Consider the following 12,396-nt stretch of genomic DNA (forward strand, 5'->3'; position numbering starts at 1 on the left):
TTGCATGGAGGCCAGTTTCGTTTATTGCGATTTTCGAATATTTCGAATATAAAGCGATCTCAGGCTGCCGCACTGTCACGGCACCTCCCCCGAAAGCGCCCTGGAGATGCCCATGACCACCACCGACCTCTCACGCAACGTGCTTCCCGATGACAACGAAATTGCCGTGGCCGTCGAATCAAGCCGTACGCTGGCCGCCTTCCTCTCGACCGCAGCGCACACCCAACGGATCGAGCTGCTCAATGACGCGAATCAGCGCCAGGTCGTGGAGGTCCCCACCTTTGCCCTGCGCCTTTTTGGCGAAATCCTCAGCGAACTGGCACTGGGCAACGCCGTCAAGGTCGTGCCGATCCACGCCGAGCTGACCACTCAGGAAGCAGCCGACCTGCTCAATGTTTCCCGCCCTCATCTGGTAAAGCTGCTGGACGAGGGGTTGATGCCCCACACCAAGACGGGCCGTCACCGCCGGGTCAAATTCGCGGATTTGGTGGCCTACAAGAACAAACGTGATGCCATCAGCCGTACCGCGATGGACGATCTGGCGGCCCAGGCACAGGACTTAAGGATGGGCTACGAATGAAGCACTCCTCGTTCACAGCCCTTTACGACGCCAACGTTCTTTATCCCGCCCCACTGCGTGACTTGCTGATGAACCTTGCACTGACGGGCGCGTACCGGGCCCGCTGGTCAGCCAGGATTCATGACGAGTGGAAGCGCAATCTACTGATCAATCGCCCGGACCTTGAACGAACGCAGCTAGATCGCACGTCGGGCCTTATGGATGAGGCGGTGCCCGACGCGCTGGTCAGCGATTACGAGCCGCTGGTGGGCGGCCTGGATCTGCCGGATGAGGATGACCGCCATGTCCTCGCCGCCGCCATCAAGTGCAACGCCTCGGTGATCGTGACCTTCAATCTCAAGGCCTTTCCCGACACCGCGCTTGGTAGCTTCGATATCGAAGCACTGCATCCCGATGATTTCATTGCCGACCTCTGGGACTTGGACAAGGCCGCGGTGCTTGAAGCGGCCCAGCGGCAGCGCCAGTCATTGAAGAACCCTGCCCTGAGCGTGCAGGCTTATCTGGACAAGCTGCTCCAGCAACAACTGCCCGAGTCGGTAAAACTGCTTTCCGAGTTCAGATTCTTGCTCTGAGCTCAGAGCCCGCCCCGTAGCCTCCAGGGCACCCCAACAAATGTACGGCTACAGTGATCGCTGAGAACAGCACCTGCGAATGGCCCGGGGAGCATGTGTCAGCGCACCGCCCGCTGTAACTTGCGCTGCACCCTGCACGAAAAACCCGTTACTCACGCCCATGCCTTGATGGCGTCTCTACTTGAGGGGCCAGCGAGCCAGCCCTTCCTCTCCATAGGCCTGGATGTCCGGGTCGGCACTGCTCGCCATGTGTTCAAGCACCGCACGGGATTCCGGGGTGCCGATCCGTGCCAGCGCATACGCGCACTTGCGCTGGAACTCCTGCAGGTTGCCCCAGCGCACCAGGCTGGCGAACGGAATGTTCACCGCTTGTGCAATGGCAGGTACCGCCGTCGCATCGCCGAGCAGCCCGAGTTCGAACACGATATCTTCGTGTCGCTCATGGGTTTCCTCCAGCAATAACCGGGTGAGGGTCGACACAGAATCTGGAAGGGGTTCGAGATCCCCCAGGGATTTCGCTGTCGTGGGCTGCGATCCGCTCATTGCGCTTCCTTGTAGATGGACAAAGCTGCCCCGGATTCTACCGTCACTTAAGTGCTGCTACCGCCCAGCGCCGCTGTCATTTCCTGTGCCTGCTCACGCAAAGCCTGGCAAAACGGCTCCACAACCGCCGACGTCGGTCGATGTTCCGGCTGGATCAGCATCACCCGATACGGCACCGAGATACTCAACCGCCGAATCGGCAACCCACCCTGCCCCGCTTCCAGCCCACTCAAAGGGTTGATGATCGCCACCCCCAAACCCTGCCGGACCATGGCGCACACCGAGGCCGCGCTGGTGGTCTCGATCACCGTGCGCCGATTCACCCCGGCGGCGCGAAAGTGCTGGTCGAGTTGCTGGCGGTAGGTGTCGAGGCTGGCCAGGTTGATGAAGTCGACTTCGTCGAAATCGCTCAGCTCGAGAACGGCTTTGGCCTGCAGCGGGTGCCCCTGGGGCAGCACGCAGACCATGTCGGCGCTGAACAGCAACTCGCCCACCGCCCCACGCGGTACCTGCTCGACTTCGGTCAGGCCGAGATCGTGCTGCTGGGCGACCAGCGATTCTTCCAACAGCGGCGACTCCTGGGCGGTGATGCTCACGCTCACGCCCCGGTGTTGCTGATGGAAGCGCTGGCAGGCCCTGGGCAGCAGGGTTTGCGAGAACAGCGGCAGGCAGGTGATGGCCAGCCGGCCTTGCTCGAAGTTGCGGATGGCCTGGGCAAAGCGGTCGATGCGTTCCAGGCCGACGAAGGCGCGCTCCACCTCGTCGATCAGCAGCAGGGCCTGGGCGGTGGGCGCCAGGCGCCCGCCTTCGCGGTCGAACAGGTTCAGGCCGGTGACCTGCTCCATGCGCGCCAGTTCACGGCTTACGGTGGGCTGCGAAGTAAACAGCAGCCGGGCGGCGCCGGTGACGCTGCCGGCGGCCATGATGGCGCGGAACACTTCGATATGGCGGACGGAGAGTTTCATGGTGCGTCCAAAGACCTTTGGATTGAGCAGGGTTCCCTGTGGGAGCTGGCTTGCCAGCGATGCGGTGGTTGGCACCGGCTACGCCGGTGATCGCCGGCAAGCCGGCTCCCACAGGGCTGACTTAACATATCAAATATGAATAGCAGTCATAAAAATAGCTATTTTTTTGAATCAATCAACTGATTCAAGATCGGTGCATCCATTACAAGGAACACCACCATGAGCACCCCTTCCACCCTCCTGGCCGACGCCGTCCGCCAACACGGCTCGCCCCTGTGGGCCTACGACGCGCAAACCATCGGCCAGCGCATCGACCAGCTGCTGCAGCACTTCGACACCGTCCGTTTCGCACAAAAGGCCAACCCCAACCTGCACGTGCTGCGCCTGATCCGCGAACGCGGCCTGGTGCTCGATGCGGTTTCGCTGGGCGAAATGGAACGGGCCTTCGCCGCGGGTGCGCAGGTGAGCGGCGAGCCGGCCGGGGTGGTGCTGACCTGCGACGTGCTGGACCAGCCGACCCTGGCGCGGGTGGTCGAGACCGGTATCGAAGTGAACGCCGGCTCCATCGACATGCTCCGCCAACTGGGCGAACGCTCCCCCGGGCACCGGGTGTGGCTGCGCATCAACCCAGGGTTCGGCCACGGCCACAGCCGCAAGACCAACACCGGCGGTGAAAACAGCAAGCACGGCATCTGGCACGAGCAACTGCCCGAAGCGCTGGCCTGCGTCAAGCAGCACGGCCTGCACCTGGTGGGCGTGCACATGCACATCGGCTCGGGGGTGGATTACCAGCACCTGGAGCAGGTGGCCGGGGCCATGGTCGGGCTGATCGGCCAACTGGGCATGGACATCGAAGCCTTCTCCATCGGCGGCGGGCTGTCCACGCCCTACCGCCAGGACGACCAGCCGGTGGACCTGCAGTGCTATGCCCGCACCTGGGCAGTGGCGCGGGCAGAGATCGAAGCGATGCTCGGCCACCCCGTGCGCATGGAGATCGAACCGGGGCGTTTCCTGGTGGCGGAGTCTGGCTACCTGGTGGCCGAGGTGCGCGCCGTCAAGCAGATGGGCAACAACCACTACATCCTGGTGGACGCCGGCTTCAACGACCTGATGCGCCCGGCGATGTATGGCGCCTATCACCGCATGAGCCTGTTCGATGCCGTGGGGCGGCCGGTGAATCGCCCGCTGCAACCGACCGTGGTGGCCGGGCCGCTGTGCGAGTCCGGGGATGTGTTTACCCAGGACGATCAGGAGCTGACGCCCCAGGTACTGCCGCAAGCCAAGGTCGGTGACCTGCTGGTGATTCACGATGCCGGGGCCTACGGCGCGTCCATGTCGTCGAACTACAACAGCCGGCCGCTGTTGCCGGAGTTCCTGATCGAGCAGGGTCAACTGCGCATGATCCGCCGGCGACAGACTGTGCAGGAGCTGCTGGCATTGGAGCTGGGTGTCTAACACTCAGTAGTGCGATACGCGCTGATGTGAACATCGTGGGAGCGGCTGTCTTGTGGGGTATCTAAAAGCCGACGCGCTTCCTGTGGGAGCGGCGGTTCGCCGCTGCGATTTACCCGCGAAGATGACACCTCGGTGCCTGGCACGGGCTATGCCCGTGTTCGCGGGTAAACCCGCTCCCACAGGAAACGCGCAGCTGTTTGAATGGCGAGCAAGACAGTTACTCCCACGTCCACGCTACGGCTGCGCTGGCGCCACCAACCGATACCCCACCCCCGCCTCGGTAATGATGAACCGTGGCGCCGTGGGGTCATCCCCCAGCTTCTGGCGCAGGTGCCCCACCACGATCCGCAGGTAATGCGTGTCATCGGTATGGGTCGGCCCCCAGATATCCTTAAGCAACTGCTGCTGGGTAATCACCCGCCCCGGGTGCCCGGCCAGCTGCGCCAGCAACGCATATTCCTTGCGTGTCAGCGCCACCTCCAGCCCCTCCAGCGTCACCTTGCGAAAGGCAAAATCCACCACCAGCGGCCCAAAGCTGGCCGTCGAGGTTGCACTGCCCACCTGCGGCGCCTGGCGCAGCAACGCGCGCACCCGGGCGAGGAATTCCTGGATGCCGAACGGCTTGGTCACGTAGTCGTTGGCACCACCATCCAGCGCATCGACCTTCTGCACTTCACTGGCGCGCACCGACAGCACCATCACCGGCACCGTGCTCCATTCGCGCAGCTCGCGCAGCACTTGCTGGCCGTCCATGTCCGGCAGGCCGAGGTCGAGCACCACCAGGTCAGGCTTGCTCAAGGCGGCCTGGGCCAGGCCTTCACTGCCGGTACCGGCTTCGATCACCTTGTAGCCCTGGGACGCCAGGCTGATGCGCAGGAACTTGCGGATCTGCGGTTCGTCGTCGATCACCAGCAGGGTGGCAGCTTGGCTCATGGGGCTTCACTTTCGCTATCGGGTTGGGTGGGCAGCGGCAAGCATAGTGTGATGCAGGTGCCGTGGCCATCGAGGCCCTCGCCAACCAGGATGCGCCCGCCGTGGGCGCCGATCATGCCCTGGCAGATCGCCAGGCCCAGCCCGGTGCCCTGCCCGCCGCGGTCGCCGCGGGCGGCGGTGTAGAACATGTCGAAGATCTTTTCGCGCTCGTCCTCGGGGATGCCGGGGCCCTGGTCGCTGACGGAGAAGCACAGTTGCTCGTCCTGCACCTTCACCTGCAAATCGAGCCGCCCTTGTGGCGGCGAGAAGCGCGCGGCGTTTTCCAGCACGTTCACCAGCGCCTGCTCGATCAGCGCGGCATGCACGAACAGCAGCGGCAGCTCGCCGGGCACATCGGTATGCACGCGCAGCGGCGCCAGCACCACGCGCAGGCGGTTGAGGGCGCTGCCGACAATATCGGCGGGGGCCACCCAGTCGCGGGCGAGCTTGAGGCTGCCATGGCCGAGGCGGGTCATGTCCAGCAGGTTCTGGATATAGCGGTCCAGGCGCTCGGCTTCGTCGCGGGTGCCTTCGAGCAACTCGCGGCGGTCGTCCGGGGGGATGGCGTCGCCCAGCGCCAGCAGGCTGTCTATGCTGCCGCGCATGGACGTGAGCGGGGTACGCAGGTCGTGGGACACCGAGGCGAGCAAGGCGCTGCGCAGTTGCTCGGTTTCGCCGTGCAGGCGCGCGGCCTCCAGTTGCTCGCCCAGGCGGGCGCGGGCCAGGGCCTGGGCCAAGGGCTGCGCCAGGGCCATCAATAGGCGGCGGCGCTGGGCAGCCATGGGTTCGCCATTGCGCGGGCGCACGCCCAGCAGCGCCAGGGGTTGCTCCTCCACCGCCAGCGGCCACCACCACCAACGGCCGTGGGGCAAGGTGTCGCTGCCGAAACCTGCGGCCTGGCCGTGCTGCCAGGCCCATTCGGCGGCAGCGCGTTCATTGTCGGTGAAGGCAGGGGCATCGCCGCTGGCGACTTGCAGCAAGCCGTCGGCGCTGCGTTCGAGCAGGCACACCTGCACGTCCTGCCAGCCGTTCAGGTGCTGGCCGGCGGCGCTGAACACGGCCTGGCGATCGGTGGCCACGGTCAGCCGGCGCGACAGGTCGAGCAACTGGTTGGTCTGCGCCTGGGTTTCGCGCAGGGCCTGCAACTGGCGGCGCTGGCGGGCGGCGAGGTTGCCGGTGAGCGCGGCCATCAACAGGAAGAACACCAGGGTCAGGACGTCTTCTTCGCGCTGGATGCTGAACGAGAAGTTCGGCGGAATGAACAGGAAGTCGTAGGCAAGGAACGACAGCACCGCGCAGGCCAACGCCGGGCCAAGGCTGCTGCGCACCGCCACCAGCAGCACGGCGGCGAGGAACACCAGCGAGATATTGGGCAGCGCCAGCACGCTGGACACCGCCCACGACAGGCCGGCGGCCAGCACCGTGGCCACCAGCGCCAGCAGGTAGTGGCGCCACACCCACACGCGCTTGGCCGCAGCGCTGGCCGGTTGTGGCTGGGCGTCGCGGTCGAGCACGTTGATTTCCAGGCCATGGCTTTCGCGCAGCAGGCGCGCCGCCACGCCGGCACCGAAGAAGCGGCGGCGCAGCAGGTCGCGGGACTGGCCCACCAGCACCAGGCTGGCGCGGCGTTCGGCGGCGTGCTGGATCAGTGTGCGGGCCACCTCCCCTGCCCTGAGCAGCACCACTTCACCGCCCAGCCGTTCGGCCAGTTGCTGGGCGGCCTGCAGGCGATGGCGGGCGGTTTCGTCGCGCAGGCGGCCGTTGTCAACGTGCACCACGCTCCACGGCAAATGGCGGCGTTGCGCAACGCGGCTGGCATGGCGCACCAGGCGTTCGGCCTGGTCGTCGCCGTCGATGCCGACCAGCAGCCGGCCGCGCAGGGCCGGCGCTTCCTGGCCGCGCTGGCGGTAGCCGCTGGCCAGGTCCGCATCCACCTGGGCGGCGGCGGTCTGCATCGCCAGTTCGCGCAGGGCGGTGAGGTTGGTCTGGGAGAAATAGGCGTCGATAGCAGCGCGGGCCTGCTCGGGCACATACACCTTGCCCTCGCGCAGGCGCTCCAGCAGTTCGCGCGGCGGCAGGTCGATCAGCACCAGTTCGAAGGCTTCCTGCAGCACCCAGTCGGGCAGGGTTTCGCGCACCAGCACGCCAGTGATATCGCGAACCTTGTCGTTGAGGCTTTCCAGGTGCTGGACGTTGACCGTGGTGTACACGTCGATGCCGGCGGCCAGCAGCTCCTGCACGTCCTGCCAGCGCTTGGCGTGGCGGCTGCCGGGGGCGTTGCTGTGGGCCAGCTCGTCGACCAGCACCAGCGGGGGCTTGGCCTTGAGCAGGCCATCGAGGTCCATTTCTTCGAGCAGCACGCCACGGTATTCGCTGCGCAGCAAGGGTTGCTGGAGCAGGCCGCCGAGCAGGGCCTCGGTTTCGGCGCGACCGTGGGTTTCGACCACCCCGGCCACCACCTGAACGCCCTGGCGCTGCTGGGCGTGGGCGGCCTGGAGCATGGCGAAGGTCTTGCCGACCCCGGGCGCGGCGCCGAGGAATACCTTGAGTCGGCCCCGGCCTTCGCGGGGCAGGCCGGCCAACAGCGCGTCGGCGCGGGTGGGGTTGCTCATGTTCGATCCTTCACAAATTGCGAATGTGGGCCTGCTGCGCAGGCCTTCGCGGGTAAACCCGCTGCCACAGGGGAGGCGCAGCCTTGAAGCTTGGCGCTATCCCTGTGGGAGCGGGTTTACCCGCGAAAGGCCGCAAAGCGGCCCCTTTGTCAGTGCTGGTTAACAGGTGCCAAACGCTCAAGCGCCTGGTTCAGCGCCAGCACATTGACCACCGGCGGCCCGACCAATGGGCGAAGGGTGGCGTCATTCACCAGCACTTGCAAGCGCTCCACCGGCACCTGCCGCGCCGCCGCCACACGCGGCAGCTGGTAGGCGATGGCTTGCGGCGGCAGGTGCGGGTCCAGGCCGCTGCCGGAGGTGGTCAGCAGCGCCAAGGGCACCGGCCCTTGCTGCGCCTGGTATTGCGCGGCGGCCTCGCCCTTGACCCGCTCGGCCAGTGCCGGGTTGCTCGGCGACAGGTTGCTCGCGCTGCTGGCCACGGTGGCATACGCCCCCGCCGAGGGTCGCGACTGGAACCAGCCATCGCCCTTGAACTCCTGGGCGATCAGCGCCGAGCCGCGCACTTCACCTTTGTCATCACGCACCAGGCAGCCATTGGCCTGGTCGGGGAACGCCACCTGGGCAATCCCGGTCACCGCCAGCGGGTACAAGGCACCGGTGACCACGGTCATCAGCAGGATCAGGCTCAAGGCCGGGCGTACATAAGCAGTCATGTCAGTCTCTCCTTCAAACCAGGTGCAGGGCGTTGAGCAGCAGGTCGATCAGCTTGATCCCGGCGAACGGCACAAGGATCCCGCCCAGGCCATAGATCAGCAGGTTGCGCCGCAGCAGGTGAGCGGCGCTGGCGGCCTGCACCCGCACCCCGCGCAGGGCCAGGGGGATCAGCACGATGATGATCAGCGCGTTGAACACGATGGCCGAGAGGATCGCGCTCTGCGGGCTGGCCAGCTGCATCAGGTTGAGCACGCCCAACTGCGGGTAGATGGCGGCGAACAGCGCCGGCAGGATGGCGAAGTACTTGGCCACGTCGTTGGCAATGGAGAAGGTGGTCAGCGCGCCACGGGTGACCAGCAGCTCCTTGCCCACCTGCACCACGTCCAGCAGCTTGGTCGGGTCGCTGTCGAGGTCGACCATGTTGGCGGCCTCGCGGGCGGCCTGGGTGCCGTCGTTCATGGCCATGCCCACGTCAGCCTGGGCCAGGGCCGGCGCGTCGTTGGCGCCGTCGCCGCACATGGCCACCAGGCGGCCGTCGTTTTGCTCCTGGCGGATGCGCGCCAGCTTCTTCTCCGGGGTAGCTTCGGCGAGCACGTCATCCACGCCGGCCTCGGCGGCAATGGCCGCGGCGGTCAGCGGGTTGTCGCCGGTGACCATCACGGTGCGGATGCCCAGCTTGCGCAGTTCGGCGAAGCGCTCACGGATGCCGGGCTTGACCACGTCCTTGAGGTGGATCACGCCGAGCAGGCGCTTGTCGACGCACACCAGCAGCGGTGTGCCGCCGCTCTGGGCAATGCGCTCCACTTCACGGGCCAGGGGCACCGGCATTTCCAGGCGTTGCATGCCGACGAAGGCCAGCACCGCATCGACGGCGCCCTTGCGGTAGCGATGCTGTTGGAAGTCGATGCCCGACAGGCGCGTCTCGGCGCTGAAGGCGATGGCCTGGTACTGGCTGCTCGCGGGTTCATCGAAGTCATGCAGCTGGCGCAGGTACTCGACGATGGACTTGCCTTCGGCGGTGTCGTCGGCCAGCGAGGCGAGCAAGGCGCCCTCCCCCAGTTCCTTGGCGGTCACGCCCGAGGCGGCATGCAGGGCACTGCAGCGGCGGTTGCCGAAGGTGATGGTGCCGGTCTTGTCGAGCATCAGCGTGTGCACGTCACCGGCCGCCTCCACTGCGCGGCCGGAGCGGGCAATCACGTTCAGGCGCACCAGGCGGTCCATGCCGGCGATGCCGATGGCCGACAGCAGGCCACCGATGGTGGTGGGGATCAGCGTCACCAGCAAGGCGGCGAGGAAGATCAGCGGCAGGCTGCCACCGGCGAAGCGGGCGAACGGCTGCAGGGTCACCACCACGATCAGGAAGATCAGGGTGAGGCCGATCAGCAGGATGTCCAGGGCGATCTCGTTGGGGGTTTTCTGGCGCTTGGCGCCTTCGACCAGGGCGATCATGCGGTCCAGGGTCGATTCGCCAGGGTTGCTGGAGATGCGGATCAGCAGCCAGTCGGAGACCAGCCGGGTGTTGCCGGTGACGGCCGAGCGGTCGCCGCCGGACTCGCGGATCACCGGCGCGGACTCGCCGGTGATGGCGGCCTCGTTGACCGCGGCGATGCCTTCGAGCACCTCGCCGTCACCGGGGATCATCTCGCCGGCCACCACGCGCACCACATCGTCCTTGCGCAGCTGGCTGGCGGCGACGGTCTCAAAGCTGCCGTCGCTCTTGCGCCGCTGCGCGGTCAGGCCCTGGCTGCCGGCCTTGAGGCTGTCGGCGCGGGCCTTGCCACGGCCCTCGGCGAGGGCTTCGGCAAAGTTGGCGAACAGCACGGTGAACCACAGCCATACGCTGATCTGCACCGCCACGCCGGTGCTCACGCCGCTTTCGGGGGCGAAGCACAGCACCGTGGTGAGCAGCGCAGTGAGGGCCACCACCAGCATCACCGGCGAGCGTTTGAGCTGGCGCGGGTCGAGCTTGACGAAGGCCTGCAGCAGCGCCGGGCGCCACAGCGCGGCGAAGCGGGTCTGGTCCTTGGCGCTGCGTTGCGCCTTCACGTCAGGAATGGGCATGTTCATCAATGATTCCTCAGAAACCCAGGCTCAGGTGTTCGGCGATCGGCCCCAGGGCCAAGGTCGGCAGGAAGGTCAGGCCACCGACCAGCAGGATGGTCACCAGCAGCAGCGTGGTGAACAGCGGGCCGTGGGTGGGGAAGCTGTTCAGCCCCTGCGGTGCGCTCTTCTTCGCCGCCAGGCTGCCGGCCAGGGCCAGCACCGGCAGGATGTAGCCGAAGCGGCCGATCAGCATGGCCAGGGCGATCATCACGTTGTGGTAGGGGGTGTTGGCGCCGAAGCCGGCGAAGGCCGAGCCGTTGTTGGCGGTGCCGGAGGTGTAGGCGTACAGCAACTGGCTGAAGCCGTGGGCACCGGGGTTGCTCACCGCGCCGGCCGGGCCTGGCAGGCTGGCGGCGATGGCGCCGAGCACCAGCACGCCGACTGGCATCACCAACAGGGTCGCCACCAGCAGTTGCACTTCACGGGCCTGCAGCTTCTTGCCCAGGTACTCCGGGGTGCGGCCGATCATCAGGCCGGCCAGGAACACCGCGATCAGCACGAACAGCAGCATGCCGTACAGGCCTGCGCCGACGCCGCCGAAGATCACCTCGCCGACCATCATGTTGACCATCGCCACCATGCCGGTCAGCGGGTTGAGGCTGTCGTGCATGGCGTTGACCGAGCCGTTGGAGGCGGCGGTGGTGGTGACCGTCCACAGCACCGAGCCGGTGGTGCCGAAGCGGCTCTCCTTGCCTTCCAGCGGCGCGCTCTGTTGCACCTGGGCACTCTCCAAGGCCGGGTTGGGCTGGTGCTCGGACCACAACGCGGTGCTGCCGCCGATCAGGAACAGCGCCAGCATGCAGGCGATGATCGCGCGGCTTTGACGCAGGTCCTTGACGTAGTGGCCGAAGGTGAACACCAGCGCCACCGGGATCAGGATGATCGACGCCACCTCGAACAGGTTGCTCCAGGCCGTGGGGTTCTCGAATGGGTGCGCCGAGTTGACGCCGAAGAAGCCGCCGCCGTTGGTGCCCAGTTGCTTGATGGCGATCTGGCTGGCGGCCGGGCCGAGCGGGATGGTCTGGTCGGCCCCCTGCAGGGTGACGGCGTGGGCGTAGTCGGCGAAGGTCTGCGGCACGCCCTGCCACACCAGCAGCAGCGCCAGCACGATGCACAGCGGCAGCAGGCCGTAGAGGGTGGCGCGGGTCAGGTCGACCCAGAAGTTACCCAGCGTGGTGGTCGAGCGCCGGGCGATACCACGGCACAGGGCGACCAGCACGGCCAGGCCGGTGGCGGCGCTGACGAAGTTCTGCACGGTCAGGCCGAGCATCTGGCTCAGGTAGCTGACCGAGGCCTCACCGCTGTAGGACTGCCAGTTGGTGTTGGTCATGAAGCTGACCGCTGTGTTGAACGCCAATGACCACTCCTGGCCCGGCAGGTGCTGCGGGTTGAGCGGCAGGCTGCCTTGCAGCAACAGGACGGCGAACAGCAGCCCGAAGCCGGCCAGGTTGAAGGCCAGCAGGGCCAAGGTGTACTGCTTCCAGTTGTGCTCTTGCCCGGCGTTGACCCCAGCCAGGCGATAGCAGCCGCGCTCCACCGGGCCGAGCACCGGCGTCAGCCAGGTGCGCTGGCCTTCCATCACCTTGAAGTAGAAACGCCCAAGCCAGGGTGCCGGTAGCAGCACGATGGCGAAGAACGCCAGCAATAGCAGGTAATCGTAACTGTGCATGGCCGCCCCTTAGCTGCGATCGGCGCGCAGCAGCGCCACCAGCAGGTAAACCGCCAACGCCACTGCCAACAGCAGTGACAGCCCATCGAGCATGTACATGAGCCCATCTCCCTTGATGCGGCATGAGGGCCGCTTTGGGGAAATTGTCCGAGGGAGGGGCGTAAAGGGGCGAGATTGGGGGTGGGGTCAGGGCATAAAGAAGGCGTAAAGA

Annotated in this window: 11 protein-coding genes; 3 read left to right on the plus strand and 8 right to left on the minus strand. The window is 66.4% G+C overall.

All coding sequences use genetic code 11. The features are described from left to right. The first annotated feature begins 112 nt into the window (after positions 1–112). Both ACQ4N9_RS14365 and ACQ4N9_RS14370 read left to right on the plus strand, forming a co-directional pair. On the plus strand, positions 113–580 hold the full coding sequence (locus tag ACQ4N9_RS14365; RefSeq protein ID WP_390969740.1) for a helix-turn-helix domain-containing protein: 468 nt from the start codon (positions 113–115) through the stop codon (positions 578–580). Further along, the gene (locus ACQ4N9_RS14370) at positions 577–1,152 is read left to right on the plus strand and encodes a PIN domain-containing protein (RefSeq protein ID WP_390969738.1); all 576 of its coding nucleotides are present in this window, start codon (positions 577–579) and stop codon (positions 1,150–1,152) included. The genes ACQ4N9_RS14365 and ACQ4N9_RS14370 overlap by 4 nt, the downstream gene beginning before the upstream one ends. A 177-nt stretch (positions 1,153–1,329) precedes the next feature. Here the strand turns inward: ACQ4N9_RS14370 and ACQ4N9_RS14375 are convergent, their stop codons facing one another. Both ACQ4N9_RS14375 and ACQ4N9_RS14380 read right to left on the minus strand, forming a co-directional pair. After that, entirely contained in the window at positions 1,330–1,695 is a 366-nt protein-coding gene (locus tag ACQ4N9_RS14375) for a HEAT repeat domain-containing protein (protein WP_125464859.1), read from the minus strand. A 47-nt stretch (positions 1,696–1,742) separates the two neighbouring features. Then, positions 1,743–2,660, minus strand: a complete 918-nt coding sequence (locus ACQ4N9_RS14380) for a LysR family transcriptional regulator (RefSeq protein ID WP_125464860.1) — start codon at positions 2,658–2,660, stop codon at positions 1,743–1,745. Positions 2,661–2,879: 219 nt separating this feature from the next. Between ACQ4N9_RS14380 and lysA the strand changes: the two genes are divergently transcribed. Then, on the plus strand, positions 2,880–4,115 hold the full coding sequence (lysA, locus tag ACQ4N9_RS14385) for a diaminopimelate decarboxylase (RefSeq protein ID WP_390969736.1): 1,236 nt from the start codon (positions 2,880–2,882) through the stop codon (positions 4,113–4,115). 234 nt (positions 4,116–4,349) lie between these two features. On the opposite strand, the gene ACQ4N9_RS14390 is transcribed toward lysA, so the two are convergent. The 6 genes from ACQ4N9_RS14390 to kdpF form a co-directional block, all read right to left on the minus strand. Next, positions 4,350–5,048, minus strand: coding sequence for a response regulator (locus ACQ4N9_RS14390; RefSeq protein WP_125859444.1), 699 nt, complete (start codon positions 5,046–5,048; stop codon positions 4,350–4,352). Continuing rightward, positions 5,045–7,699, minus strand: a complete 2,655-nt coding sequence (locus ACQ4N9_RS14395; RefSeq protein ID WP_390969734.1) for a DUF4118 domain-containing protein — start codon at positions 7,697–7,699, stop codon at positions 5,045–5,047. The genes ACQ4N9_RS14390 and ACQ4N9_RS14395 overlap by 4 nt, the downstream gene beginning before the upstream one ends. Before the next feature lie 149 nt (positions 7,700–7,848). Beyond that, positions 7,849–8,412 (minus strand): potassium-transporting ATPase subunit KdpC, encoded by a 564-nt coding sequence (kdpC, locus tag ACQ4N9_RS14400; RefSeq protein ID WP_390969732.1) that lies wholly within the window; start codon positions 8,410–8,412, stop codon positions 7,849–7,851. A gap of 13 nt (positions 8,413–8,425) precedes the next feature. Continuing rightward, positions 8,426–10,480, minus strand: coding sequence for a potassium-transporting ATPase subunit KdpB (kdpB, locus tag ACQ4N9_RS14405; RefSeq protein WP_258704802.1), 2,055 nt, complete (start codon positions 10,478–10,480; stop codon positions 8,426–8,428). A gap of 10 nt (positions 10,481–10,490) precedes the next feature. Then, complete coding sequence (kdpA, locus tag ACQ4N9_RS14410; RefSeq protein ID WP_347148456.1) at positions 10,491–12,185, minus strand: potassium-transporting ATPase subunit KdpA; 1,695 nt, start codon at positions 12,183–12,185, stop codon at positions 10,491–10,493. Positions 12,186–12,194: 9 nt separating this feature from the next. After that, complete coding sequence (gene kdpF / locus ACQ4N9_RS14415) at positions 12,195–12,284, minus strand: K(+)-transporting ATPase subunit F (RefSeq protein ID WP_033696222.1); 90 nt, start codon at positions 12,282–12,284, stop codon at positions 12,195–12,197. Positions 12,285–12,396: the final 112 nt, after the last annotated feature.

It is taken from the genome of Pseudomonas sp. ES1, assembly GCF_050586605.1.
GTDB lineage: Bacteria > Pseudomonadota > Gammaproteobacteria > Pseudomonadales > Pseudomonadaceae > Aquipseudomonas > Aquipseudomonas sichuanensis.